Here is a 25375-nt window from a genome sequence, read left to right as displayed (position 1 = left end):
GGCTAGCATGACCGGGGTAGCGGTGGGCAGTACGCGAGTGCCCTCACCGGGCAGGCAGGCGACAGGAGGGCGGGCCCTGATGCAGAAGGCGAAGATCCTCCTGGTCGACGACCGGCCGGAGAACCTGCTGGCACTGGAGGCGATCCTGTCGGCGCTCGACCAGACGCTGGTGCGCGCGGCGTCCGGCGAGGAGGCGCTCAAGGCGCTGCTGACCGACGACTTCGCCGTGATCCTGCTGGACGTCCAGATGCCGGGCATGGACGGCTTCGAGACCGCCGCCCACATCAAGCGCCGCGAGCGCACCCGGGACATCCCGATCATCTTCCTCACCGCGATCAACCACGGCCCGCACCACACCTTCCGCGGCTACGCGGCCGGCGCGGTCGACTACATCTCCAAGCCGTTCGACCCGTGGGTGCTGCGCGCCAAGGTCTCCGTCTTCGTCGACCTGTACGTGAAGAACTGCCAGCTGAAGGAGCAGGCCGCGCTGCTGCGGCTGGAGCTGGAGGCGGGCGGCGGAGAGCCGGCCCTCGGCGGGGCGCTGCTCGGCGAGCTGTCCGCGCGGCTGGCGGCGGTCGAGGAGCAGGCGGAGGCGCTGGGCAAGCAGCTGGACGGCAGCGCCGACGCGGGGGTGGCCGCCACCGCGGCGCACCTGGAGCGGAAGCTGGCCGGGCTGCGCCGGGCCCTGGACGCGCTGCGCCCGGGCAGCTCGTAGGGGTACGCAGGAGCCGCGCCGGCCGGCCCGACCGGGTGGAGCGCGCGGGCGTCCGGGTGAATTCCGGTCAGCGTGACGGAGTGTCTGCGACACGTCGGGGCGCCCCGGCTCGCCACATGTGCACCGGTGGCCCGCACCGGTAGGCTGCTGACCCATGGCCACTCGTACGCCCGGAAACGCAGCACGTAAGACGAGTCCGGGACCGTCCAAGAAGGCCGCGGCGAGGACTCCGGGCAAACCGCCGGCGAAGAAGGCGGCGCCCCGCAAGGCACCCGCGAAGAAGACGGCGGCCAGGTCGGCCCCGCCACCGCCGCCGAACAGGTCGATACTCCTGCGCGCCCTCAACGGGCTCGCGAGCCCGATCGCCGCGATCTTCCGGGGCGTCGGCGACGGTGCCAAGAACCTCCACCCGGCCCACCGCAAGGACGGGCTGGGCCTCGTGCTGTTCGCGCTCGGCCTGGTGACGGCCGCGGGGACCTGGTTCAGCCCGCAGGGCTGGCTCGGCGAGGCGGCCACCGCCGTGGTGTCCGGGCTGTTCGGGCGGCTCGACGTGCTGGTGCCGTTCCTGCTGGTCGGGATCGCGATCCGGCTCTGGCGCCACCCGGAGCTGCCGGAGGCCAACGGGCGGATCGTGATCGGCCTGAGCGCGCTGGTGGTCGGCGTCCTCGGCCTGGTCCACATCGGCTGCGGCGCGCCCACGATGGGCAGCGGCGCGTCCCGGATAAGGGCGGCGGGCGGCATCATCGGCTGGGCCGCGTCGACGCCCATGATGGCCGCCGCGGGCCCGGCGCTCGCCGTGCCGCTGCTCCTGCTGCTGGCCTTCTTCGGCCTGCTGGTGGTCACCGCCACCCCGGTCAACCGCATCCCCGAGCGGTTGCGCTCCGCCGGCGTGCGGCTCGGCGTGGTCGAGCCGGGGCCGGAGGACGAGTACGGCGAGGGGCGTACGCCGGAGCGCGAACTGTCCACGGATCCGCCGGAGGACGCCGACCCGTCGGCGCTGCCGTTCACCGTCGACTCCGAGGGCACGGTCGACGAGGTGGCCGCCCGTCGGCGCCGCCGCCGGCGCAAGCCGCAGTCCGAGGAGCCCGAGGGCGCGGAGGCGGGCCCCGAGCCCGTCTCGTTCGACAAGGACGTCGACGACCCGTTCACCACCCGCAACCTCGCCGCGGGCGCCGCCGCCGACCTGGACGGCGCGCTGGTCTACGGCGTGCCCGCCTCCTCCGCGGTGGCGGACATGATGCACCAGGTGCAGGACCGCACCGCCCCGCCCGAGGAGGCCCTCGTCCCGGCGGCCCGCGGCGCCGGCCCGGGCGCGCCCGAGGAGCACGGCCGCGCCCCGGTACGGATGGAGCAGCTCCAGCTCTCCGGCGACATCACCTACAGCCTGCCCCCGCTCGACCTGCTGGAGCGCGGCGGCCCGGCCAAGCCCCGCAGCGCCCTCAACGACGAGGTGGTGGCCCAGCTCACGAGCACGTTCGCCGAGTTCAAGGTGGACGCCAAGGTCACCGGATTCACCCGGGGGCCGACGGTCACCCGCTACGAGGTCGAGCTCGGCCCGGCCGTCAAGGTGGAGCGGATCACCGCGCTCGCCAAGAACATCGCGTACGCGGTGGCCAGCGCGGACGTGCGGATCATCAGCCCGATCCCGGGCAAGTCCGCGGTCGGCATCGAGATCCCCAACCGGGACCGGGAGATGGTCAACCTCGGCGACCTGCTGCGCTCGCGCACGGCCGCCGAGGACACCCACCCGATGGTCGTCGGCATGGGCAAGGACGTCGAGGGCCACACCGTGATGGCCAACCTCGCGAAGATGCCGCACATCCTGGTGGCCGGGGCGACCGGCGCGGGCAAGTCCTCCTGCATCAACTGCCTGATCACCTCGATCCTCGCCCGGGCCACCCCGGACGAGGTGCGGATGGTGCTGGTCGACCCCAAGCGGGTCGAGCTGACCGCCTACGAGGGCATCCCGCACCTGATCACACCGATCATCACCAACCCCAAGAAGGCCGCCGAGGCCCTCCAGTGGGTGGTGCGCGAGATGGACATGCGCTACGACGACCTCGCGGCGTTCGGCTTCCGGCACGTCGACGACTTCAACGCGGCGGTGCGCGCCGGGAAGGTCACCCCGCCGCTCGGCAGCGAGCGCGAGCTGACGCCGTACCCGTACCTGCTGGTGATCGTCGACGAGCTGGCCGACCTGATGATGGTCGCCCCGCGCGACGTCGAGGACTCGGTGGTCCGGATCACCCAGCTGGCCCGCGCGGCCGGCATCCACCTGGTGCTCGCCACCCAGCGGCCCTCGGTGGACGTCGTGACCGGTCTGATCAAGGCCAACGTGCCGTCCCGGCTGGCCTTCGCGACCTCCGCGATGGCCGACTCCCGGGTCATCCTGGACCAGCCCGGCGCCGAGAAGCTGATCGGCAAGGGCGACGCGCTCTTCCTGCCGATGGGCGCCGGCAAGCCGATCCGCATGCAGGGCGCGTTCGTCACCGAGGCCGAGATCGCCGCGGTGGTGCAGCACTGCAAGGACCAGTTGGCCGCCCGCTACCGGGACGACGTCACGGTCGGCGGCGGGCCGAAGAAGGAGATCGACGAGGAGATCGGCGACGACCTCGACCTGCTGATCCAGGCCGCGGAGCTGGTGGTCTCCACCCAGTTCGGCTCGACCTCGATGCTCCAGCGCAAGCTCCGGGTCGGCTTCGCCAAGGCGGGCCGGCTGATGGACCTGATGGAGTCGCGCGGGATCGTCGGCCCGAGCGAGGGCTCCAAGGCGCGCGACGTGCTGGTGAAGCCGGACGAGCTCGACGGGGTGCTGGTGACCCTGCGCGGCTGACGGACCGGGCGCGGGAGGCGGGTGTCCCGGACGAGGTGTCACTCCTTCGGAGGAGGGTAGGCGCCAGGGCGGGAACCGAACGTCCGCGCACCGCGTCACTGGCCGGAAAGCGATCACCGTGCTCCCCCTGCGTGACCCCGCCGACCGGCCGTCCGCGGGGCCCCGCCCCGATCGGGGCGGGTGCGCGCATTCGGGCCTGTTCCGCTTGAGAATCGATCCGTCCACGCCCCTAGACTGTTCCCCAGCAGGTGGCCATCCGCTCGAAAGGCGTGCCCCGTGACCATCGGCAAGTCCCCCGACCGCGAGAACGCCCCGTCGTCCGCAGAGCCGAGCGACGCGGTCCAGGCGGCCGATGCCCCGAGCATCGGCCGGGTGCTGTCCGCCGCCCGGCTGGAGGCCGGACTCACGGTGGATCAGGTGAGTACGGCGACCCGCGTCCGGGTGCCGATCGTGCATGCCATCGAGGAGGACGATTTCGGCCGCTGCGGCGGCGACTTCTACGCCCGCGGGCACATCCGCGCGATCGCCCGCGAGGTCGGCGTGGACGGCGAGGCCCTGGTGGCCCGCTACGACGCCGCGCACGGCGGCTCGCCGGCCTCCAAGCGGCCCACCCAGCTGATCGAGAGCGGCCCGATCAAGGTGCCCTCCCGCGGCCGGCCGAACTGGACCGCCGCCATGGTCGCCGCGATCGTCGCGGTGGTCGCCCTGATCGGCTTCAACCTGGTGAGCGGCAAGGGCGGCCACACCGGCACCGGCTCGGCCAGCGCGCCGCTGCCCAGCGGCACCGGCACCGGCTCGATCGCCCCCGCGCCCTCGCCCTCCGTGCAGCCCCCGGCCCCCGCGCCGAGCGCCGCGGCGATCGCGGCCGTCCCGGCCGACAAGGTCACCGTGAAGCTGGTCGCCGAGGGCACCAGCTGGGTCTCGGCCATAGACGGGAACGGCAAGTCGCTGTTCCAGAACAACATCAGCGACGGCCAGGACCAGACCTTCACCGACCCCAAGCAGATCAAGCTGGTGCTCGGCAACGGCGGGGCCGTGCACGCGTACGTCAACGGCAAGGACCTCGGTCTGCTCGGAAAGGACGGGCAGGTGGTGCACGTCACGTACACCCCCGGAGACCCGCAGGCGGGCTGACCACCGGCACCGGGCGGGGCCCGCAGAAGATCGTGTTATCGAGGCGCGCGGCCTCCGGGGCGAACGGCACCGGGAGCCGCGCGTTAATCTTGGGCCTATGCCTGAACGCCGTACTGTCGCCCTTGTCACGCTCGGATGCGCCCGCAACGAGGTGGACTCCGAGGAACTCGCCGGGCGACTGGAGGCCGACGGCTGGTCGCTGGTCGACGACGCCGCCGAAGCCGACGTGGCCGTCGTCAACACCTGCGGCTTCGTCGAGGCCGCCAAGAAGGACTCCGTCGACGCCCTGCTGGAGGCCAACGACCTCAAGGGGCACGGCCGCACCCAGGCCGTCGTCGCGGTCGGCTGCATGGCCGAGCGCTACGGCAAGGAGCTCGCCGACGCGCTGCCCGAGGCCGACGGGGTCCTCGGCTTCGACGACTACGCCGACATCTCCGACCGCCTCCAGACCATCCTCTCCGGCGGCCACCACGCCCCGCACCTGCCGCGCGACCGCCGCAAGCTGCTGCCGATCAGCCCGGCGGAGCGGCAGTCCGCCGCCGAGACCGTCGCGCTGCCCGGCCACGGGCCCGCCGAGACCCCGGCCGAGCCGATCGACGACCTGCCCGAGGGCCTCGCGCCCGCCTCCGGCCCGCGCACCCTGCGCAAGCGGCTGGACGACAGTCCGGTCGCCTCGGTCAAGCTCGCCTCCGGCTGCGACCGCCGCTGCTCCTTCTGTGCCATCCCGGCCTTCCGCGGCTCGTTCATCTCCCGCCGCCCCTCCGACGTCCTGAACGAGGCCAAGTGGCTGGCCGAGCAAGGCGTCCGCGAGGTCGTCCTGGTCAGCGAGAACAACACCTCGTACGGCAAGGACCTCGGCGACATCCGCCTGCTGGAGACGCTGCTCGGCGAGATCGCGGAGATCGACGGCGTCGAGCGCGTCCGGGTGTCCTACCTGCAGCCCGCCGAGATGCGCCCCGGCCTGATCGACGCGATGACCGGCACCGCCGACGTCCTGCCCTACTTCGACCTGTCCTTCCAGCACTCGGCGCCGGCGGTCCTGCGCCGGATGCGCCGCTTCGGCTCCACCGACCAGTTCCTGGAGCTGCTGAAGACCATCCGGGACAAGGCCCCGCAGGCCGGCGCCCGCTCCAACTTCATCGTCGGCTTCCCCGGTGAGACCGAGGAGGACTTCGCCGAGCTGGAGCGCTTCGTCACGCACGCCGGGCTCGACGCGATCGGCGTCTTCGGCTACTCGGACGAGGACGGCACCGAGGCCGCGACCTACGACGGCAAGCTCGCCGAGGACGTGATCGCCGACCGGCTGGACCGGCTCAGCCGGCTCGCCGAGGAGATGACCGCGCAGCGCGCCGAGCAGCGGATCGGTACCGAGGTCGAGGTCCTGATCGAGTCGGTCGAGGAGGACGTGGTCGAGGGCCGCGCCGCCCACCAGGCCCCCGAGACGGACGGCCTGACCACCCTCACCGGCGTCGAGGACCCGCGGGTCGGCCAGTTCTGGCGGGCCAGGGTGGTGGCCAGCGAGGGCGTCGACCTGATCGCCGAGGCCCTGGAGCCGGTGCGGGTCCGGCAGGCCCCGGGAGCCGGGGAATGACCAAGGGGCCCGGCGCCCCGGCCGCGGCCCATCCGGACAGACCGGCCGCCGCGCTGCCGCCGGTGCCGGCCGTCTGGAACATCGCCAACATGCTCACGATGCTCCGGCTGCTGCTGGTGCCGGTCTTCGTGGCGCTGCTGTTCGCCGACGGCGGGCACGACCCCAAGTGGCGCTCGGTGGCCTGGGCCTCCTTCGCCATCGCGATGATCACCGACCTGTTCGACGGCGAGATCGCCCGGCGCAAGGGCCTGGTCACCGACTTCGGCAAGATCGCCGACCCGATCGCCGACAAGGCGATCATGGGCTCGGCGCTGATCGGCCTGTCGGTCCTCGGCGACCTGCCCTGGTGGGTCACCGCGGTGATCCTCGCCCGCGAGCTCGGCATCACGCTGATGCGCTTCTGGGTGATCCGCTACGGCGTCATCCCGGCCAGCCGGGGCGGCAAGCTCAAGACCCTGACCCAGGGCATCGCGGTCGGCATGTACGTGCTGGAGCTGACCGGCTGGCTCGCCACCGCGCGGGCCGTGCTGATGGGCCTGGCGGTGCTGCTGACCGTCGGCACCGCACTGGACTACATCGGGCAGGCGCTGCGCCTGCGCCGCGAGGGAATGGCCGCGGAGCGCGCGGACCGGTGAACGAGGGGGGCCTGGTGACGGACCACGGGACTGCGGAGCACACGACCGCGGACTACGCGCTGGCCGAGCGGGTGCACGCGGCGCTGCGCGGCGGGGGCAGCACGGTGGCCGTCGCCGAGTCGCTGACCGGCGGGCTGCTGGCGGCCGCGCTGGTCGACGTCCCCGGGGCGTCCGCGACCTTCCGGGGATCGGTGACGGCGTACGCGACCGAGCTGAAGGCCTCGGTGCTCGGGGTGGACGAGGGCCTGCTCGACGTCCACGGGCCGGTGCACCCGGTGGTGGCCCGGCAGATGGCCGAGGGCGTCCGGCGGCTGCTGGGGGCGACGTACGGGCTCGCGACGACCGGGGTGGCCGGGCCGGAGCCGCAGGACGGGCAGCCGGTGGGCACCGTACACCTGGCGCTCGCCGGTCCGGGGGGAACTCTGGTCAGTTCGCCCCGGCTGTCCGGGGGGCGTGCCACAATCCGTCACGGGGCCGTGACCGCCGCGCTGGAGCTGCTCGCCGGTCGGCTGCCGGCCTGAGCCGAAGGCACGGCCCAGGACCCCGTCCGTCCCGATCCCTGCCGACCGGGATCCGCCCGAAGTCGCGTGCGGGGACGGTGGAGCCGCAGGATCGTGTTACATCCGACAGCCTGGTTGGGCAGAAACCAGGTGGAGAACGAGTTGCGTGACGGTGGCCGGGCGGCCCGCGAGGGGTACCACGAGGGGCCCGCGGACCCGGGTACGACACCGGAACGAGGAGGGGGACAGCCTTGCAGCCCAGAGTGAACACGACCAGGGTCCCCGCACGCGAAGCGGGCAAGGCGGTACGGTGGGGGCGTGACATCTCGATCCGCAGTCCGAGGAGGGAGGCACCGATGATCCTGCTCCGTCGCCTACTGGGCGATGTACTGCGTCGGCAGCGCCAGCGCCAGGGCCGCACACTCCGCGAGGTGTCGGCGGCCGCCAGGGTTTCGCTCGGTTACCTCTCCGAGGTCGAGCGGGGACAGAAGGAGGCCTCGTCCGAGCTGCTCTCCGCCATCTGCGACGCGCTCGACGTCCGGATGTCCGAGGTCATGCGCGAGGTCAGCGACGAACTGTCGCTCGCCGAACTTGCGGCGATGGCCACCCTCTCCGAAGGTGATCTGCTGAGGCCGGTGCTCGAACCGGTACCGCTGCCCGCCCCCGGCGCCGACCGGGCGACCATGTCGCCCAAGGCCGCCGCGATGGACGTGGTCGCCGCCTGATCCGGCCTCGACTCCCGGCACGCCTGCTCGACGCAGGGCAGGGCCCGGGGCGAGTGAAGGAGGGCGGTCGTGCGGAGAGACGCGACGGCGCACGCGGTGGCCCGAATACGGCCGTTGCTGCGGCGCCTGGTGCCGTGGCCGGCCCGCTGGGTCCTGGTGGTCCTGTCGGCCGGGCTGGTCTGGTGGCTCCTGGTGGTCCGGGGCCAGCTGGCCGACGGCGCGGTGCTCGGCCTGCTCGCGGCCGGCGGCTGGGGGCTCGGTCTGATCCCGGTCCACGCCGACCGGAGCGCGACCGGACCGGTCCGCCGCGGGGCCCGCGGGGCCGTGGGCCGAACGGAGGCGCCGACGCCCCCGATCGGGTGAGAAGTGTGCGGGAAGGCCGCGGGGTCGTTGACTCCGCGGCCTTCTGCGTACCCGGGCACCGGTCCTGCGGGGTTCACGGACGCAGGCGCAGCCCGCGCGGAGTGGCGTGGAAGCCCGCCTCCTCCAGGGCCGCGCCGAGCTCCGAGCCGAGGGCGGGCTCGCCGTTGGCCCGTTCGACCGTGACGCTGCCGAGCGCGCCCTCCCGGACGGCACCGGCCAGGGCGGCGGCCGCCGACGCCCGGGTGGCCCCGTCCTCCGGCCAGGCCAGCAGGGACTTGCCGCCGCGCTCGACGTACAGGGCGAGCTCGCCGTCCACCAGCACCACCAGGGCGCCCGCCTTGCGGCCGGGCCGGTGCGCCCCGGCCTCCTTGGCGCCGGGGGCGGCCGGGGGCTCGGGCCAGGGCAGCGCGGCGCCGTAGGCGTTCGCCGGGTCGGCGGCGGCGAGCACCAGGACCTGCGGCGGCTCGGCGGCGGGGCCGGCCGGCCACTCGGCGGCCCGGGTGCGTTCCAGCCGGCCGTTGACCGACCGCAGCCGGTCGGCCGCGCCCTCCATCGCGAACTGGGCGCCGCCGAGGCCCTCGACGAAGTAGCCGCGGCGGGTGCGCCCGCGCTCCTCCATCGCGGCGAGCACCCGGTACACCCCGGCGAAGCCGCCCGGGACCCGCTCGGCCGCCACCGTGCCCCGGGTCAGCAGGCCGTGGCGGTCCAGCAGGGCCTGGGCCTGGGCGGTGGCCCGGACCGTGGGGTCGGCGGCCGGGGCGGGCAGCAGCGACCAGCGGCCGGCCACCGTCGGCGGGCCGCTGCGCAGGGCGCCGCCGGCCCGGCCGAAGGCGCGGCCGGCCCCGCCGTAGCGGCCGCGCGGGGTGGCCCTGGGGGCGCGGTGGGCGGTGGCGCCCGCCGTCCGGCCGGAGCCGAGCAGGGCGCGCAGCGGGGCGAGGGTGTCGTTGCTGACGTAGCCGGCCCAGACGAGGTCCCACAGGGCCTCGACGACCTCTGCTTCGGGGGTCTCGTCGCCGTCGGCGCGGAGCCGCTCGACCAGCTGGCGGAAGAACAGGCCGTAGCCGCCGGTGAGGGCGGTCATCAGGGCGCCGTGCAGCGGGGTGACGGCGGGCGGGACGGGCTCGGGGCGCAGCAGGTGGGCGTTCTCGGCCAGGTGGAGGCTGATCCAGCCGTCCTTGCCGGGCAGGGCGCCGGCGCCGCACCAGCCGAGCTCGCCGGCCGCCATCAGTTCGTCCAGCAGGCCGGGGGAGTAGTCGGCGAGGCGGGCCGGGAGGATCAGCTTCTCCAGGGCGGAGGCGGGCAGGGCGGTGCCCTGGAGCTGTTCGACCACCCGGAGCAGACCGTCCGGCCCGCGCAACCGGTGGCCGGCGAGGTGCTGCCACTGGGGGAGGAAGGCGGCCAGGGCGCGCGGCGGGACGGGCTCGACCTCCTGGCGCAGGGCGGCCAGGGAACGGCGGCGCAGGCGGCGCAGGACCTCGGCGTCGCACCACTCGACGGTGGCGGTGTGGCCCTCGACGGGCCTGAATTCGCCCTGGACGAGGCGGCCGGTGGCGGTGAGGCGGTGCAGGACGCCGGTGACGACGGCGGTGCCGAGGCCGAGGCGGGCGGCGGCCTCGGCGGCGGTGAACGGGCCGTGGGTGCGGGCGTGCCGGGCGAGGAGGTCGCCCAGGGGGTCCTTGACCGGTTCGGTGAAGGCTTCGGGGACGCCGACGGGCAGGGGGGTGCCGAGGGCGTCGCGCAGCCGTCCGGCGTCCTCGACGGCGGCCCAGCGCTGCTCGCCGGCGATCCGGACCTGGATGACCCGGCGGGCGGCCTCCAGCTCCAGGGCCCAGAGCGGCTCGGCGCCGCGGGCGGCGAGCTCCGCCTCGGCGAGCGGGCCGAGCAGGCGCAGCGCGTCGGCGACGCCCTCGGCGTCCTTGATCCGGCGCTCGGGGGTGAGGCGCTGGAGCTCGGCCTCCAGTTCGGCGAGCACCTGCGGGTCGAGCAGTTCGCGCAGTTCGGCCTGGCCGAGGAGTTCGGACAGCAGCCGGGAGTCGAGCGACAGGGCGGCGGCGCGGCGCTCGGCGAGCGGGGAGTCGCCCTCGTAGAGGAACTGGGCGACGTAGCCGAAGAGCAGGGAGCGGGCGAAGGGGGAGGGCTCGGGGGTGGTGACCTCGACCAGGCGGACGGCGCGGGATTCGAGGTCGCCCATCAGCTCGACCAGGCCGGGCACGTCGAAGACGTCCTGGAGGCACTCGCGGACGGCCTCCAGGACGATCGGGAACGAGCCGTACTCGGAGGCGACTTCGAGGAGCTGGGCGGCGCGCTGGCGCTGCTGCCAGAGCGGAGTGCGGCGGCCGGGGTTGCGCCGGGGGAGCAGCAGGGCGCGGCCGGCGCACTCGCGGAAGCGGGAGGCGAACAGGGCGGAGCCGCCGACCTGGTCGGTGACGAGCCGCTCGATCTCACCGGGGTCGAAGAGGGCGGCGTCGGCGCCGACCGGGGCCTCGTCCGGGGCGCTGTCCGGGGCGGACCGCTGCGACGGGCCGGCGAAGTCGAAGTCGGGGGCGAGCAGGTCGGCGTCGGGCAGGCGGAGCACGATGCCGTCGTCGGCGTGCATGACCTGCGGGTCGAGGCCGTGCTTCTCGCGCAGCCGGGCGCCGAGGGCGAGGGCCCAGGGGGCGTGCACCTGGGCGCCGAAGGGGGAGTGGATGACGATCCGCCAGTCGCCGAGTTCGTCGCGGAAGCGCTCGACGACGATCGTGCGGTCGTCCGGGAGGTGGCCGCAGGCGGTGCGCTGTTGGGCGAGGTAGTCGAGCAGGTTCCCGGCGGCCCAGTCGTCGAGGCCGGCCCGCTTGAGGCGCTCGGTGGCGTCGGCGGGGGCGAGTGCGCCCAGCTCGCGGGTGAACGCGCCGAGGGCGCGGCCGAGTTCGAGCGGGCGGCCGAGGGTGTCGCCCTTCCAGAACGGGAGCCGGCCGGGGATTCCGGGGGCGGGAGTGACGAGGACCTTGTCGTGGGTGATGTCCTCGATCCGCCAGGACGTGGTGCCGAGGGTGAAGACGTCGCCCACGCGGGACTCGTAGACCATCTCCTCGTCCAGCTCTCCGACGCGGCCGCCGCCCTTCTTCGGGTCCGTCCCGGCGATGAAGACGCCGAACAGGCCGCGGTCGGGGATGGTGCCGCCGGAGGTGACGGCGAGGCGCTGGGCGCCGGGGCGGCCGGTGACGGTGCCGGCGACGCGGTCCCAGACCAGGCGGGGGCGCAGCTCGGCGAAGGCGTCCGAGGGGTAGCGGCCGGCGAGCATGTCGAGCACCGCGTCGAAGGCGGACTGCGGGAGGGTGGCGAACGGCGCGGCGCGGCGGACCACGGCGAGCAGGTCGTCCACCGGCCAGGTGTCCAGCGCCGTCATGGCGACGAGCTGCTGGGCGAGGACGTCCAGCGGGTTGCGCGGGACGCGCAGGGCCTCGATCCGGCCGGCCCGCATGCGTTCGGTGACCACGGCGGACTGGACGAGGTCCCCGCGGTACTTGGGGAAGAAGACGCCGGTGGAGACGGCGCCGACCTGGTGGCCGGCCCGGCCGACCCGCTGGAGGCCGGAGGCCACCGAGGGCGGGGACTCGACCTGGACGACCAGTTCGACGGCGCCCATGTCGATGCCCAGCTCCAGGCTGGAGGTGGCGACCACGGCGGGCAGCCGGCCGGCCTTCAGCTCCTCCTCGACCAGGGACCGCTGCTCCTTGGAGACCGAGCCGTGGTGGGCCCGGGCGAGGACCGGCGGGACGCCCCTGGCCGCGCCGGAGCCGCCCATCAGCTGGGCGGGGGCGTGCGCCTCGGGGGCGGCGGCGCCGGTGGCGCGCTCGTGGGCGATCTCGTTCAGCCGGTTGCACAGGCGCTCGGCGAGGCGGCGGGAGTTGGCGAAGACGATCGTCGAGCGGTGCGCCTGGACGAGGTCGACGATCCGCTCCTCGACGTGCGGCCAGATCGAGGACTGGCGCTGTGGATCGCTGTCGGAGGAGCCGCCGGTGGCGGGGGCCGCGGGCAGGTCGTCCAGGTCGGGGACGGGCACGACGACCGAGAGGTCGAACTCCTTGGCGGCGGCGGGCTGGACGACGGCGGCGCCGCGCTGCGGGCTGAGGAAGCGGGCCACCTCCTCCACCGGGCGCACGGTGGCGGACAGGCCGATCCGGCGGGCCGGGCGGTCCAGCAGCTCGTCCAGGCGCTCCAGGCTGAGCGCGAGGTGGGCGCCGCGCTTGGTGCCGGCGACCGCGTGGACCTCGTCGAGGATCACGGTGTCGATGCCGCGCAGCGCCTCCCGGGAGGCCGAGGTGAGCAGCAGGAAGAGCGACTCGGGGGTGGTGATCAGGATGTCGGGCGGGTGGGTCGCGAAGCGGCGGCGGTCGGCGGCGGGGGTGTCGCCGGAGCGGATGGCGACCTGGACGTCCGGTTCGGGCACGCCGAGCCGGACGGCGGCCTGGCGGAGCCCGGTCAGCGGGGCGCGGAGGTTGCGCTCGACGTCCACGGCGAGGGCCTTGAGCGGCGAGACGTACAGGACCCGGCAGCGGCGCTTGGTGTCGGCCGGGGGCGGGGTGCTGCTGAGCCGGTCCAGGGCGGAGAGGAACGCGGCGAGCGTCTTGCCGGAGCCGGTGGGGGCGACCACCAGGACGTCCGTCCCCCGTCCGATGGCGCGCCAGGCCTCGGCCTGGGCGGTGGTGGGCGCGGGGAAGGCGCCGGTGAACCAGGCCCGGGTGGCGGGGGCGAACCCGGCGAGCGGGTCGTCCTGCGGTTCGTCCGGCCGGTCGGCCGGCGGGGTCAGCTGCTGGGGCGCCATGCCCCCATGGTGCCGGGTGGGACCGACAACCGGGCGGGTGGCGGGGGAGCGCCGGGTGGGTGGGGCGGTGCGGTGGGGCGGTGCAGCGAAAGGAGGTGTAGTTAAAGGAGCAAAAAAGACAATCCGCTCATATGGTGATGATTCCAGCCCATGATCACCCGCGCGCCCGCGGGACCGACGAGCGGAGACCGTGCGATGGCGCAGGTGAACCCGTCCGGAACAGGTCCCGTCCGCGCCCCCCGCCGCGGGGCCCGCGGGCCCGTCCGGGTCCTGCTGGCGATGCTGCTCACCGCGCTCGTGGTCGGCGGCGCCGTGCCGTACGTGTCCGGCAGCGGCCGGGTCTACCTCAGCTACCTGGTGCTGGCCGGACGGGACGACGCCGCCGGCGCGGCCCTGGCCGGGGCCGAGGCCCGCGCGGCGGGCGGGCAGGTCGTCCAGGAGTACCCGCAGATCGGGGCCGTACTGGCGTACGCCCCCGGCGGCTTCGCGGACGAGGTGCGGGCCAGGCCCGGGATCGCCGCCGTCGGGGCCACCCGCACCGCGCCGGTGGTCGGCCCGCCGCGCCCGCTGGACGGCGCCGGGGACTTCGCGGCCGGCACCGAACGCGCCGGGCGCAGCAGCGCGGACCGGTCGGGCGGGGCGGAGCGCTCCGGCGGGACCGACACCGCGGAACTGTCCGAGCGGCAGGAGGACACCACCCTCACGGTGCCCGACCCCGCCGAGCACGACGGCTGGAACCTCACCATGCTCGGCGCCCCCGGCGCCGGGGGCGGCGACGCGACCGCCGCGCCGGCCGGGCCCGCCGGGCCGGCGCCGGAAGCACTGCACAAGGTGCTCGTCGCGGTGCTCGACTCCGGCGTCGACGACACCCACCCCGACCTCAGGACCGCCGTCGACCCCAAGGCCTCCGCCTCGTGCGCCGACGGGCGCCCCGACCCGCGCACCGGCTCCTGGCGGCCCGACCCCGGGGTCGGCGAGAGCGGGCACGGCACCCACGTCGCCGGGATCGTCGGCGCCGTCCGGGACGGCCGGGGCGTCACCGGGGTCGCGCCGGGCGTGCGGATCGCCGCCGTCCGGCTGCTCGGGCCGCTGGGCCAGTACTACGCGGAGAACATCGTCTGCGGCATGCTGTGGGCCGCCGACCACGGCGCCAGGGCGATCAACAACAGCTACTTCGCCGACCCGTGGAAGTACAACTGCCCGGAGGACCGCGACCAGGCCGCGCTGATCGCCGCCGTCGGCCGGGCCGCGGCCTACGCCCAGCGCAAGGGCGCCGTCGTCGTCGCCTCGGCGGGCAACGACGGGCAGGACCTCGGCGCGGCCAGGACGGACGAGCGCAGTCCGAACGACCGGGTCTCCGGCCCGGCGCAGTCCCGCCACCTGGGCACCGAGTGCATCAGGCTGCCCGGCGAGCTGCCCGGCGTCGTCACCGTCACCGCCGTCAACCGGGACGGCCGCCCCTCCGCGTACTCCAACTACGGGCGCGGCAGGGTCTCGCTGGCCGCGCCCGGCGGGGACCCGGACGGCGGGCCGCAGGGCGCGATCGTCTCCGACTGGCCCGGCGGGCAGTACGCGGCGCTGGCCGGCACCTCGATGGCGGCCGCGCACGTGACGGGCGCGGTCGCGGTGGCCGCCGCGCTCCACCCGGACTACGGCTCGGCCGGACTCGCCGCCCTGCTGGCCACCACGGCCGCGGCCGCCTGCCCGCCGGGGCCGTACGCGTGCGGGGACCGGCAGTACTTCGGCGCGGGGTTGCTGGCGCTGCCGCGGTAGCGCTCCTCCCGCGGACCGGGCGACGCCCGTCGCGGCCCGGAAAAGCGGGTGACGGACGAGCGCAGGCGGGCGAGGATCGGGGCATGACCGCATTCCTCGCCACCGAACGGCTCGTGCTGCGCCGCTTCACCGCCGCGGACACGGACCACCTGGTCGAGCTGGACGGCGATCCCGAGGTGATGCGCCACCTCACCGGAGGCCGGCCGACGCCGCGGGAGGTCGTGGAGGACGAGCTGCTGCCGCTCTACCTCGCGCACTACGAGCGCTACGGGGACCTGGGCTGGTGGGCCGCGGAGGAGCGGGCGGGCGGGGCCTTCCTGGGCTGGTTCGAGTTCCGGCCGACGGTGGCGGGCGAGCGCGGCGAGGTCGAGCTCGGGTACCGGCTGCGCCGGGCCGCTTGGGGGCGCGGGTACGCGACCGAGGGCGCGCGGGCGCTGGTCCGCCGCGGTTTCACCGGACTCGGCGTGGAGCGGGTGGTGGCGTACACGATGACGGTCAACGCGGGCTCCCGGCGGGTGATGGAGAAGAGCGGCCTCTCGTACGTCCGGACCTTCCACGAGGACCACCCGGAGGCCATCCCCGGCAGCGAGCACGGCGAGGTCGAGTACGCCCTGGAGCGGGCGCGGTGGCGGGGCTGACGCGCCCGGGGGCTCCGGCGGCCGGTCCGGGATACTGGACGGCATGAGGCTGACGGAGTTCTGGCGACGGATGTACGAGCACTTCGGGGAGACGTACGCGGAGTCCTTCGCCTCCGACCACGTGATGAGCGAGCTCGGCGGTCGGACGGTCCGGCAGGCGCTGGACGCGGGCTGGGAGGCCAAGGACGTCTGGCGGGCGGTCTGCGAGACCCAGGGGGTCTCCGCGCTGCTCCGCTGAGCGGCTCCGCCGTCCCCCGGACGACGGCCGGATGTCGCCGAACCGGCCTCCGCCGCCGGGCCGATGGGACAGACTGTCCCGGTGACAAGTGACACAGAACACCAGAATTCGGACAGGCCGGCCGAGACGTCGGCCAAGGCGGCGGACGGGGGCGGCGGGCTCTGGGGCGGCGGGATGCCGCGCTGGCTGCCCAGGGCGATGGTGCTCGCGTTCGTCCTGCTCGGCCTGTTCCAGCTCGCGGACTGGGCGTTCCGCCAGCTCATCGACCTCTTCGTGATGCTCCTGGTGGCCTTCTTCCTGTCGCTCGCGCTGGAGCCGGCCGTCGACCGGATGGCCGCCCGCGGGGTGCGTCGGGGCGTCGGGACGTTCCTGGTGTTCGTCGCGGTCGCGGTCGCCGTCCTCGGGTTCCTGGCGGCGCTCGGCACGCTGCTGGTGGACCAGGTCGCGAAGATCGCGGGGGACCTGCCGCACCTGGTCGACAACCTGATCACGTGGTTCAACGGGACGTTCCACCAGGACGTCTCGCTGGGCGAGTTGCAGAAGAAGCTGCTCAAGGACTCCGGCACGATCGAGGGTTACGCCCAGCAGGCCGCCGACAACGTCTGGGGCCTGTCCTCCACCGTGATCGGCGGCCTCTTCCAGGCCTTCACGGTCGGACTGTTCACCTTCTACTTCACCGCCGAGGGCCCGAGGGTCCGGCGGACGGTCTGCTCGCTGCTGCCGCCCGCCAAGCAGGGCGAGGTGCTGCGGGCCTGGGAGATCGCGCTCGCCAAGACCGGCGGGTACCTGTACTCGCGCGCGCTGCTCGCGGTGGTGTCGGCGGCCGGGCACTGGGTGATGTTCGCGCTGCTGGACCTGCCGTACGCGGCCGCGCTGGCGATCTGGGTCGGCGTCATGTCGCAGTTCGTGCCGACCATCGGGACGTACCTCGCGGGCGCGCTGCCGGTGCTGGTGGCGCTCACCGTGGAACCGGTGGACGCGCTGTGGGTGCTGGTGTTCACGGTGGTGTACCAGCAGGTCGAGAACTACCTGCTGCACCCGAGGATCACCGCGAGGACGGTGGACGTGCACCCGGCGGTGGCGTTCGGGGCGGTGATCGCGGGCGCGGCGTTGCTGGGGGCGGTCGGCGCGCTGATCGCCATCCCGGCGGCGGCCACGCTGCAGGGTTTCGTCGGGACGTACGTGCGGCGCTACGAGGTGGCGACCGACCCGCGGATCGACCGCGGCGAGCAGCGGCGGGCCCGGCGCGAGCTGCGCCGGGAGGCGGCGCGCCGGCTGCGGCGGATGGTCGGTGGCGGGTCGGACGAGGCGGGCTGAGCCGGACCGGCCCGCCCGGAGCCCCGTGGAATCGAACGGAATCGAATGGGGTCGAATCCGTTCCGGTCGCGCCGGGAGGGGGCGGGCGGGGTTCGGTGCGCGCCCCCGGTGGCGTGCGACGCTTGAATCGAACAGATGTTCTTTGTACTCTCCGGCGAGGAGTTTTCCACAGGCGGAGCCCGGTCGGGCTCGTTTGTCAGTGGGACGCGCTAGCGTCGAGGACGATGAAGCGCACAGCACAGAACCCGAAGGAAAAGGCCATGGCAGGTACGGACCGCGAGAAGGCCCTAGAGACCGCACTCGCCCAGATCGAGCGACAGTTCGGCAAGGGCTCGGTGATGCGCCTCGGCGAGAAGGCCAACGAGCCGATCGACGTGATCTCCACCGGGTCCACCGCCCTGGACGTCGCCCTCGGGGTCGGTGGCATCCCCCGGGGCCGGGTGGTCGAGATCTACGGCCCCGAGTCCTCCGGAAAGACCACCCTGACGCTGCACCTGGCGGCCAACGCCCAGCGGGCCGGCGGCACGGTCGCGTTCGTCGACGCGGAGCACGCGCTCGACCCGGATTACGCCAAGAAGCTCGGCGTGGACACCGACGCCCTGCTGGTCAGCCAGCCGGACACCGGTGAGCAGGCCCTGGAGATCACCGACATGCTGATCCGCTCCGGCGCGATCGACCTGGTGATCATCGACTCGGTCGCCGCGCTCGTCCCGCGCGCCGAGATCGAGGGCGAGATGGGCGACTCGCACGTCGGTCTGCAGGCCCGTCTGATGAGCCAGGCGCTGCGCAAGATCGCCGGTGCGCTGAACCAGTCGAACACCACCGCCGTGTTCATCAACCAGCTCCGCGAGAAGATCGGCGTCATGTTCGGCTCGCCGGAGACCACGACCGGTGGCCGCGCGCTGAAGTTCTACGCCTCCGTCCGCCTCGACATCCGCCGGATCGAGACCCTGAAGGACGGCACCGAGGCGGTGGGCAACCGCACCCGTGTCAAGGTAGTCAAGAACAAGGTCGCCGCGCCGTTCAAGCAGGCCGAGTTCGACATCCTCTACGGCGTCGGCATCAGCCGCGAGGGCGGCCTGATCGACATGGGCGTCGAGCACGGCTTCATCCGCAAGTCGGGCGCCTGGTACACCTACGAGGGCGACCAGCTCGGCCAGGGCAAGGAGAACGCCCGCAACTTCCTGCGGGACAACCCGCAGCTCGCCGACGAGATCGAGCGGAAGATCAAGGGCAAGCTCGGCATCGGCCCGAAGGTCGAGGAGCCCGCCGAGGGCGCGGCCGACACCGCCGCCGCGGACGGCGCCGCCAAGCCGATCACCGCGACCGCCGCCAAGACGGCCGCGGCGAAGAAGACGGCGGCGGCCGCCAAGGCCTGAGCCGTTGATGCAGCACGACGAGGTGGGCGGCGCTGGCCCGGCGTCGCCGGACGACGACCACGGGCCGCCGGACTGGTTCGCCGCCGTGGCGGAGGAGCCGGGTCCGGAGCCGTCGGCGACCGGCCCGGTCCGGCCGCGGCGCCGTCGGGAGCCGCGTTCGGCGGCGCGAGGGGCATCCGGCGCTGAGCCGGAGTTCGACCGGGCGCCGGTCCGGGCGGTGCGCGGCGCGGCGCCCGGACCGGGTCCGGCGGAGGGGCTGTCCGACGGGCTCGGGCTGGTCTCCGCCTCCGAGCTGCCCACCGGCCGTCGGCGCCGTCGCTCGGCGCTGGCCGAGGACACCGACGGGTACGGGGAGCCCGCAGACCGCGCGGAACCGGCGGACTACCGGGAGGCGGCCGGTCACGGGGGTGCGGCCGCCTCCGCCCCGCGGGGGCGGACGAGCGCACGGTCGGGTGGCCGGTCGGCTGGGCGCCGACGCACCGAGCCGGACGCCGAGCAGGCCCGGCCGCGCGAGCCGAAGCGGGCCCGGGCCGAGGAGCACGCCGATCCCGAGAGCCGCGCCCGCGACATCTGCCTGCGGCTGCTCACCGGCACCGCCAAGAGCCGCAAGCAGCTCGCCGACGCCCTGCGCAAGCGGGAGATCCCGGAGGACGTCGCCGACCAGGTGCTCACCCGGCTCGAAGAGGTCGGGCTGATCGACGACGCGGCCTTCGCCGCGGCCTGGGTGGAGTCCCGGCACGCCGTCCGGGGCCTGTCGCGGCGGGCGCTCGCCCAGGAGCTGCGGACCAAGGGCGTGGCCGCCGACCTGGTCGAGCAGGCCGTGGCCCAGCTCGACCATGACGACGAGACGGAGGCCGCCCGGGCCCTCGTCGACCGCAAGCTCCGCAGCACCCGCGGGCTGGAGCCGCAGGCCCGGATGCGGCGGCTGGTCGGCGTGCTGGCCCGGCGCGGCTACTCCGAGGGGCTGGCCTTCCGAGTGGTGCGCGCGGCCATCGAGGAAGAGGACGCGGAAGCCGACGACTGAGCTGCCGAGGCGGCCCGGCGCACCGCATCGAACCGGAGGACGCGCACCGGACGTGGTGACCGAGGGGGACGGGTGCCGGTGCAGCCGCGAGGAGATCGAGCAGGGCTGCGTGCGGGCCGGCGAGGACGTGCTGTCGGCCGTCCGGGGCGGCCTGAGCACCCCGAACTCGTGCGCACCCCGGGGGCGTTGCGCTACCGGGTCTCGTAGCGGCGGAACGTGCAAGCCGGGCGCGAGGTGCGCGTCATGGTGCGGCCGGAGGCGGTGGACGACCTCGGGGCCGGGCTGATCGCCCGGGAGGTCGCCCGGCGGGTGTCCCAGGAGCTGTCCCACCTGGGGCGGATCCGGGTGACGGTGGTCCGGGAGAGCCGGGTCACCGAGGTGGCGCGGCAGAGGGGTCGAGCCGCTCGGGGACGGCCTCCGGGGCCGGCTCGGGTTCGGGCTCGGCCGCGCCGGTGAGCGGTGCCGGGCCGCCCCGGGCCCGGTCGGCGAGCGCCAGCAGGTCCTCGGCGGCGGCGCCCTGGGTGACGCCGACGAGGTGCCCGTCCGGCCGGATCAGCAGCACGGTGTGCGGGCCGGCGTCCGGGTACTCCTCGGCGACGAGTACCTCGGCCGGGACGGGCAGGGCGTTCGCGACCTCGGCGAGCCGGGGCATCAGCCCAGCGCCCAGCCAGTGCTCGGCGGACCAGACGGCGGTGCCGGGGGCCACGAGCAGCAGCAGGAAGGTGGAGCCGAGCCGGGCGTGGAGGTGGTCGGGGCTGCCGTCGGCGGAGAGCACCGGGAGGTCGGGCACGAGCACGCCGGGGGCGGTGGCGGGCAGCAGCTCGCTGAGCGAGGTGGTGGTGCGCGCGCCGCGCTGGACCGGCACCCGGCCGGGGACGCCCGAGGGCGCCGCCGGGTAGGCGGGCGCGCCGCCGAAGCGGCCGGTGCCGAGCTGGCCGTCGGCGAGCAGCGGCGCGTGCTTGCGGAAGCCACCGACGAGCAGCGAGCGCCGGGTCTGCTGCCAGCCGCGCAGCGGGCGCAGCAGCGGCATGGACTGGTCGACGGCGCGCAGCCGGGCGCCGACGGCGCCGCGGCGCTCGGCCTCGTAGCCGTCCAGGAGGGAGCCGCCGGGCTGGGGGCCGCCGGAGTGGAGGTGCCAGGCGAGGGCGAGCCGCCAGGCGAGGTTGTCGGCGTCGCGCAGCCCGTCGGCGAGGTTCTGCATGCCGAGGGCGCCGTGCAGGTGGGCGGCGTCGCCGGCGAGGAAGCAGCGGCCGCTGCGGAAGCGGGCGGCGAGGCGCTGCTGGGCGGTGTGGTCGGCGGCGGCGAGCAGCTCGAAGCGGGGGAGTTCGCCGCACCAGCCGGTGAGGCTCGCGGTGACGCGGTTGAGCAGGGTGTCGCCGGTGACGACGCCGGGCCAGGTGGCGTGCGGGTCGACCTGCTCGGTGGCGGCCGGGCGGCCGGGCGGCAGGCGCCAGTCGAGCCGCCAGACGCCGTCCGGCAGGGGGCGGGCGGAGGCCTCGCGGTCGCCGCGCCACGGCGGCTCGCGGTGCAGCCGGGCGCCGTCGAAGGGCAGGTCGACCCGGACGGTGGCGATGGCGTTGCGGTCGACGGCCGGGCGGCCGGGGAAGCGGATCTTCAGGAGCTTGCGGATCGTGGAGCGCGCGCCGTCGCAGCCGACCAGGTGGCTGCCGCGCCACCAGGTGCTGGAGCCGTCCTGGGTGCCGTGGGTGCGGACGCTGACGCCGTCGCGGTCCTGGACGAGCTCGGTGACGCGGCTGAGCGGGACGAGTCTGACCAGCGGGGTGCCGGTGAGGGCGTCGCGCAGGCCGCGCTGGAGGCGGTGCTGCGGCAGGTGGAAGGCGGGCGAGTCGGTGAGGTCGATCCGCAGCACCTCCTGACGGCGCCGCCAGATGGCGAAGGAGTCCCAGAGGGCGGAGTCGGAGACGGCCCGGGGGTAGCCGATCCGGGTGAGGAAGGCGGTGGAGTCGGCCCCGAGGACGACGCTGCGCGGGCCCTCGGGGCAGAGCCCGGAGCCCTCGTCCAGGACGACGGTCGGCACCTCGTGCCGGGCGAGCGCGAGGGCCAGGGCCAGACCGACCGGTCCGGCCCCGACCACGATCACCGGGTCCATGCCGGGCCCTCCGGGCGGGGGTGGACCGTTCGGGCCCGGAAGGCCGGGCATGGGCAGGCCGTCAGGCTGGCGTCATATGCCGCGCGGAAGCTCCCGGGAGGTGTCACGAAGAGCAATGCAACAGTTCACCTGCGTGTCCGTCAAGCAGCAGCCGAAGTGCGCCGGTTCGCGCCGCGACGGCCGCGTGCTTCGATCCACCGGGCGAGCGCGGTGAGCAACAGGCACATCGCGACGTAGATCGGACCGATCACCAGGACCACCGGGATGTAGGGGAAGCCCGCGGCGTTCATCGGCTGGCTCGCGATCGCCTTACCGACGAACAGCAGCTCGTGGTAGGTGATGACGAAGCCGAGCGAGGTGTCCTTCAGGGTGACGACCAGCTGGCCGATCATCGTCGGCAGCATCGAGCGGACCGCCTGCGGCACCAGGATGCCGGCCATCACCTGGGTCTTGCGCATCCCGAGGGCGTACGCCGCCTCGGACTGGCCCCGGGGGACGGCGTTGACGCCGCTGCGGATGATCTCGGCCTGGACCGCGCCGTTGTAGAGGGTGAGGCCGAGCACCAGCGCCCACATCGGGTCCTTGGCGAAGAACGCGTAGTAGAGCGCGACGATGAGGATCAGCAGCGGCATCGCCCGGAAGAACTGGACGATCGCGGTGCACACCCAGCGCACCGGCTTGTGGTCGGACAGCCGCCCGGCGGCGAGCAGCGAGCCGAGGGTGAGCGAGAACAGCGCCGCCAGGCCGAAGGCCTCCAGGGTGGAGAGCAGGCCGTCCAGGATCCGCTGCTGGATGGTGTTGTACTGGAAGACGTCCCAGAGCCCGGCGTCGAACTGGCCGCTGTCGGACAGCGCCGTGACGGCGTACCAGAGCAGGCCGGCGATCGCGACGAACGCCAGCACGCCGAACAGCCGGTACCGCGTGCGGGCCTTCGGACCGGGGGCGTCGTACAGGACGCTGGCGGTCGAGCCGCGGGTGAAGGGGCTGTTCATCGGGCCACCGCCAGTCGGGACTCCAGGATGCGGAACAGGGTGGCGATCACGGCGCTGATCACCAGGTAGGCGCAGGCCACCCAGAAGAAGATCGAGAAGATCGAGTAGCCGCGCTCGGAGAAGGTCTGCTGCGCGCTGTACAGCTCGCCGACGCTGAACGCGCCGGCGATCGCCGAGTTCCTCGGCAGGGCGATGAACACGCTGCTCATCGGGGCCAGCACGGTCCGGGCGGCCTGCGGCAGGACGACCAGGGTGAGCGTCTGGCCGAAGGTCATGCCGAGGCTGCGGGCGGCCTCGGCCTGGCCGAGCGGCACGGTGTTGATGCCCGAGCGCAGCACCTCGCAGACGAACGAGGCGGTGTACCCGCCGAGCGCCAGCGTCGCGAAGGTGAGGTGCTCGAAGTGCACGTCGAGCGCGGGCAGTCCGAACTCGACGGCGAAGAACAGCAGGGTCAGCGGGGTGTTGCGGAAGATCGTCACCCAGCCGGTGCCGAAGGCGCGCAGCACCGGGACCGGGGAGACCCGGAAGGCCGCCAGCAGGGTGCCCAGCAGCAGGGCGAGCAGCGCGCTGAGGGCGCTCAGCTCGATCGTCTGCAGGAAGCCGTCGCGGAACAGCGTGAAGTTGCCGTCCTCGAACAGGAAACCCATCCGGCGGCCCTCCTCTCAGGAGCGGTAAGGAATCGGGCGGGTGGGTCAGTAGCGCTCGAGCGCCGGCGGGGTGGGCGCCGCGGAGCCGGAGAGGCCGAGGGTCGCGTCGTACGCCTTCTTCCAGTCGCCGTTGTCCTGGTGCGCCTTGATGGAGTCGTTGATGGCGTTGCGCAGGGCCGCGTCGTCCTTGTTGAGGCCGACGCCGTACTTCTCCTGGGTGAACGGCTGGCCGACCACCTTGAGCTTGGGGCTGTACTTGGAGGCGTAGCCCTTGAGGATCGCGTCGTCGGTGGTGACGGCGTCGACCTCGCCGGACAGCAGCTTCTCGACGCAGGCCGAGTAGGTGTCGAACTGCGTGATCTTCGGGTTGTACTGCTGGATGTTCTTGATGGACGTCGAGCCGGTGGCGGTGCAGACGTTCTTGCCCGTGACCGCGTCCTTGCCGGTGATGTCCTTGTTGTCGGCCTTCACCAGCAGGTCCTGGCCGGCGATGTAGTACGGGCCGGCGAAGGAGACCGACTTCTTGCGCTCGTCGTTGATGCTGTAGGTGCCGACGTAGAAGTCGATCTGGCCCTTGGCGATGGCGGGCTCGCGCTGCGAGGAGACGAGGGTCTGCCACTTGATCTGCTGCGGGGTGAAGCCGAGGTCGGCGGCGACCATCTTGGCGATCTCGATGTCGAAGCCGCTGCGGTCGCCGCTGGCGACGTCCTCCCAGCCGAGGAACGGCTGGTCGGCCTTGGCGCCGATGATCAGCTGGCCGCGCTTGTGGGCCTCGGCGAGCACCGCCGAGTCGATCTTGACGTCGGTCTTGACCGTGTAGGTCGGCAGCGCGGGGGCGCCGCTGGGGGTGGCGGCGGCGTCGGGCGAGCCGTCCTTGCCGCACGCGGCGGTGGCGGTGAGCGCGACGGCACAGAGCGCGACGGCGAGGGTGCGACGAGTCCTCATGAGGGTTGTTCTCCTGGGGGCTGGGCCACGGGGTCAACCGGGCTCTGGCGTCTGGAAGTTGTGCGCAGGGGCGGGCCGGCCGGCGCCGTTGGCGGGCCGGCCTTCCGGGGGAGGCTGAGCGTCAGTGGTGCAGGATCTTGGAGAGGAAGTCCTTGGCGCGCTCGGAGCGCGGCGCGGTGAAGAAGGCGTCCGGCGTGTTCTGCTCGACGATCTTGCCGTCGGCCATGAACAGCACCCGGTTCGCGGCGGAGCGGGCGAAGCCCATCTCGTGGGTGACCACGACCATCGTCATGCCGTCGGCGGCCAGCTGGCGCATGACCTCCAGCACCTCGTTGACCATCTCCGGGTCGAGGGCCGAGGTGGGCTCGTCGAAGAGCATCACCTTCGGCTTCATGGCCAGCGCGCGGGCGATCGCCACGCGCTGCTGCTGGCCGCCGGACAGCTGGGCCGGGTACTTGTCCGCCTGCGCGCCGACGCCGACGCGCTCCAGCAGCTCCCGGGCCGTCTTCTCGGCCTGCGGGCGCGCCACCTTGCGCACCTTGACCTGGCCCATGACCACGTTCTCCAGCACGGTCTTGTGGGCGAACAGGTTGAAGCTCTGGAACACCATGCCGACCTCGGCGCGCAGCCGGGCCAGCTCCTTGCCCTCGGCGGGCAGCGGGCGGCCGTCGATGGTGATGGTGCCGGAGTCGATGGTCTCCAGCCGGTTGATCGTCCGGCAGAGCGTGGACTTGCCCGATCCGGAGGGCCCGATCAGCACCACGACCTCGCCCTGGGTGATCCGCAGGTCGATGCCCTGGAGCACGTGGAGGGCGCCGTAGTGCTTGTTCACGCCGTCCAGCACGACCAGCGGAGCGGCTGCGGACTTCGAGTCCATGATCGGATTCCCGGTCATCGCGCCTGCTCTCTCGTTCGGCCCGCGCGAAGTCTGAACTCCCTTGGGCTGCAATGGTGGTACGAAATCCGGGGGCCGCAGCCGGCGGAGCCGCAGCCCCCGGTGGGCCGACCATAG

General features: G+C 74.1%; 20 protein-coding genes. 14 read left to right on the top strand and 6 right to left on the bottom strand.

Going from position 1 to position 25375, the window contains the following annotated elements:
- Positions 1-76: 76 nt before the first annotated feature.
- The 8 genes from ACFXDE_RS33750 to ACFXDE_RS33715 all read left to right on the top strand — a co-directional run bounded on the left by ACFXDE_RS33750 (position 77) and on the right by ACFXDE_RS33715 (position 8496).
- Positions 77-715 (top strand): two-component system response regulator, encoded by a 639-nt coding sequence (locus ACFXDE_RS33750; RefSeq protein ID WP_380498319.1) that lies wholly within the window; start codon positions 77-79, stop codon positions 713-715.
- Positions 716-869: 154 nt separating this feature from the next.
- Positions 870-3548 (top strand): DNA translocase FtsK, encoded by a 2679-nt coding sequence (locus ACFXDE_RS33745; protein ID WP_380498317.1) that lies wholly within the window; start codon positions 870-872, stop codon positions 3546-3548.
- Positions 3549-3824: 276 nt separating this feature from the next.
- A complete protein-coding gene (locus ACFXDE_RS33740; RefSeq protein ID WP_329924323.1) occupies positions 3825-4682 on the top strand; it encodes a RodZ domain-containing protein in 858 nt (285 codons plus the stop codon).
- Between the two features lie 97 nt (positions 4683-4779).
- Positions 4780-6273, top strand: a complete 1494-nt coding sequence (rimO, locus tag ACFXDE_RS33735; protein WP_380445385.1) for a 30S ribosomal protein S12 methylthiotransferase RimO — start codon at positions 4780-4782, stop codon at positions 6271-6273.
- Positions 6270-6908, top strand: a complete 639-nt coding sequence (gene pgsA, locus ACFXDE_RS33730; protein ID WP_380498316.1) for a CDP-diacylglycerol--glycerol-3-phosphate 3-phosphatidyltransferase — start codon at positions 6270-6272, stop codon at positions 6906-6908. The genes rimO and pgsA overlap by 4 nt, the downstream gene beginning before the upstream one ends.
- A gap of 14 nt (positions 6909-6922) precedes the next feature.
- Positions 6923-7429: a CinA family protein gene (locus ACFXDE_RS33725; protein WP_380498315.1), complete on the top strand. Its 507-nt coding sequence runs from the start codon at positions 6923-6925 to the stop codon at positions 7427-7429.
- Between the two features lie 335 nt (positions 7430-7764).
- Positions 7765-8133 (top strand): helix-turn-helix transcriptional regulator, encoded by a 369-nt coding sequence (locus tag ACFXDE_RS33720; protein ID WP_359964922.1) that lies wholly within the window; start codon positions 7765-7767, stop codon positions 8131-8133.
- Positions 8134-8202: 69 nt separating this feature from the next.
- Positions 8203-8496, top strand: coding sequence for a hypothetical protein (locus ACFXDE_RS33715; protein ID WP_380445388.1), 294 nt, complete (start codon positions 8203-8205; stop codon positions 8494-8496).
- Positions 8497-8569: 73 nt separating this feature from the next.
- Here the strand turns inward: ACFXDE_RS33715 and ACFXDE_RS33710 are convergent, their stop codons facing one another.
- Positions 8570-13300 (bottom strand): ATP-dependent helicase, encoded by a 4731-nt coding sequence (locus ACFXDE_RS33710; protein ID WP_380498314.1) that lies wholly within the window; start codon positions 13298-13300, stop codon positions 8570-8572.
- A gap of 195 nt (positions 13301-13495) precedes the next feature.
- Here ACFXDE_RS33710 and ACFXDE_RS33705 point away from each other — a divergent pair, with 195 nt between their 5' ends.
- From ACFXDE_RS33705 to ACFXDE_RS33680, 6 genes are all read left to right on the top strand, one after another.
- Positions 13496-15073, top strand: a complete 1578-nt coding sequence (locus ACFXDE_RS33705) for a S8 family serine peptidase (protein WP_380498313.1) — start codon at positions 13496-13498, stop codon at positions 15071-15073.
- An 83-nt stretch (positions 15074-15156) separates the two neighbouring features.
- Complete coding sequence (locus ACFXDE_RS33700) at positions 15157-15711, top strand: GNAT family N-acetyltransferase (protein ID WP_380498312.1); 555 nt, start codon at positions 15157-15159, stop codon at positions 15709-15711.
- A gap of 43 nt (positions 15712-15754) precedes the next feature.
- The gene (locus tag ACFXDE_RS33695) at positions 15755-15949 is read left to right on the top strand and encodes a DUF3046 domain-containing protein (RefSeq protein ID WP_359964912.1); all 195 of its coding nucleotides are present in this window, start codon (positions 15755-15757) and stop codon (positions 15947-15949) included.
- Between the two features lie 81 nt (positions 15950-16030).
- Positions 16031-17266: an AI-2E family transporter gene (locus ACFXDE_RS33690; RefSeq protein ID WP_380498311.1), complete on the top strand. Its 1236-nt coding sequence runs from the start codon at positions 16031-16033 to the stop codon at positions 17264-17266.
- Between the two features lie 260 nt (positions 17267-17526).
- Positions 17527-18645 carry a recombinase RecA gene (gene recA, locus ACFXDE_RS33685; RefSeq protein WP_380498310.1) on the top strand — a complete coding sequence of 373 codons (1119 nt, stop codon included), beginning with the start codon at positions 17527-17529 and terminating at the stop codon, positions 18643-18645.
- Positions 18646-18652: 7 nt separating this feature from the next.
- Positions 18653-19669 (top strand): RecX family transcriptional regulator, encoded by a 1017-nt coding sequence (locus ACFXDE_RS33680; protein ID WP_380498309.1) that lies wholly within the window; start codon positions 18653-18655, stop codon positions 19667-19669.
- A gap of 370 nt (positions 19670-20039) precedes the next feature.
- On the opposite strand, the gene ACFXDE_RS33675 is transcribed toward ACFXDE_RS33680, so the two are convergent.
- The 5 genes from ACFXDE_RS33675 to ACFXDE_RS33655 all read right to left on the bottom strand — a co-directional run bounded on the left by ACFXDE_RS33675 (position 20040) and on the right by ACFXDE_RS33655 (position 25240).
- Positions 20040-21779 (bottom strand): FAD-dependent monooxygenase, encoded by a 1740-nt coding sequence (locus tag ACFXDE_RS33675; protein ID WP_380498308.1) that lies wholly within the window; start codon positions 21777-21779, stop codon positions 20040-20042.
- Between the two features lie 140 nt (positions 21780-21919).
- Positions 21920-22771, bottom strand: coding sequence for an amino acid ABC transporter permease (locus ACFXDE_RS33670; protein ID WP_380445396.1), 852 nt, complete (start codon positions 22769-22771; stop codon positions 21920-21922).
- Positions 22768-23418 (bottom strand): amino acid ABC transporter permease, encoded by a 651-nt coding sequence (locus ACFXDE_RS33665; RefSeq protein WP_380445397.1) that lies wholly within the window; start codon positions 23416-23418, stop codon positions 22768-22770. Before ACFXDE_RS33665 ends, ACFXDE_RS33670 begins: the two co-directional genes overlap by 4 nt.
- 45 nt (positions 23419-23463) lie before the next feature.
- Positions 23464-24363 (bottom strand): glutamate ABC transporter substrate-binding protein, encoded by a 900-nt coding sequence (locus ACFXDE_RS33660; RefSeq protein WP_380498307.1) that lies wholly within the window; start codon positions 24361-24363, stop codon positions 23464-23466.
- Between the two features lie 121 nt (positions 24364-24484).
- Entirely contained in the window at positions 24485-25240 is a 756-nt protein-coding gene (locus ACFXDE_RS33655) for an amino acid ABC transporter ATP-binding protein (protein WP_380445399.1), read from the bottom strand.
- Positions 25241-25375 lie beyond the last annotated feature (135 nt).

Source organism: Kitasatospora sp. NPDC059408 (assembly GCF_042751525.1).
Lineage (GTDB): Bacteria > Actinomycetota > Actinomycetes > Streptomycetales > Streptomycetaceae > Kitasatospora.
The sequence above is the reverse complement of the archived record's forward strand: the minus strand, read 5'-3'. Positions and strand labels throughout refer to the sequence as shown.

Excerpts from the sequence above, each read along its gene's own strand:
- rimO (WP_380445385.1), top strand. The coding sequence starts at position 4,780 with ATGCCTGAACGCCGTACTGTCGCCCTTGTCACGCTCGGATGCGCCCGC.
- pgsA (WP_380498316.1), top strand. The coding sequence starts at position 6,270 with ATGACCAAGGGGCCCGGCGCCCCGGCCGCGGCCCATCCGGACAGACCG.
- ACFXDE_RS33675 (WP_380498308.1), bottom strand. The coding sequence starts at position 21,779 with ATGGACCCGGTGATCGTGGTCGGGGCCGGACCGGTCGGTCTGGCCCTG.
- recA (WP_380498310.1), top strand. The coding sequence starts at position 17,527 with ATGGCAGGTACGGACCGCGAGAAGGCCCTAGAGACCGCACTCGCCCAG.
- ACFXDE_RS33655 (WP_380445399.1), bottom strand. The coding sequence starts at position 25,240 with ATGGACTCGAAGTCCGCAGCCGCTCCGCTGGTCGTGCTGGACGGCGTG.
- ACFXDE_RS33680 (WP_380498309.1), top strand. The coding sequence starts at position 18,653 with ATGCAGCACGACGAGGTGGGCGGCGCTGGCCCGGCGTCGCCGGACGAC.
- ACFXDE_RS33705 (WP_380498313.1), top strand. The coding sequence starts at position 13,496 with ATGGCGCAGGTGAACCCGTCCGGAACAGGTCCCGTCCGCGCCCCCCGC.
- ACFXDE_RS33710 (WP_380498314.1), bottom strand. The coding sequence starts at position 13,300 with ATGGCGCCCCAGCAGCTGACCCCGCCGGCCGACCGGCCGGACGAACCG.
- ACFXDE_RS33700 (WP_380498312.1), top strand. The coding sequence starts at position 15,157 with ATGACCGCATTCCTCGCCACCGAACGGCTCGTGCTGCGCCGCTTCACC.
- ACFXDE_RS33665 (WP_380445397.1), bottom strand. The coding sequence starts at position 23,418 with ATGGGTTTCCTGTTCGAGGACGGCAACTTCACGCTGTTCCGCGACGGC.
- ACFXDE_RS33745 (WP_380498317.1), top strand. The coding sequence starts at position 870 with ATGGCCACTCGTACGCCCGGAAACGCAGCACGTAAGACGAGTCCGGGA.
- ACFXDE_RS33660 (WP_380498307.1), bottom strand. The coding sequence starts at position 24,363 with ATGAGGACTCGTCGCACCCTCGCCGTCGCGCTCTGTGCCGTCGCGCTC.
- ACFXDE_RS33720 (WP_359964922.1), top strand. The coding sequence starts at position 7,765 with ATGATCCTGCTCCGTCGCCTACTGGGCGATGTACTGCGTCGGCAGCGC.
- ACFXDE_RS33670 (WP_380445396.1), bottom strand. The coding sequence starts at position 22,771 with ATGAACAGCCCCTTCACCCGCGGCTCGACCGCCAGCGTCCTGTACGAC.
- ACFXDE_RS33695 (WP_359964912.1), top strand. The coding sequence starts at position 15,755 with ATGAGGCTGACGGAGTTCTGGCGACGGATGTACGAGCACTTCGGGGAG.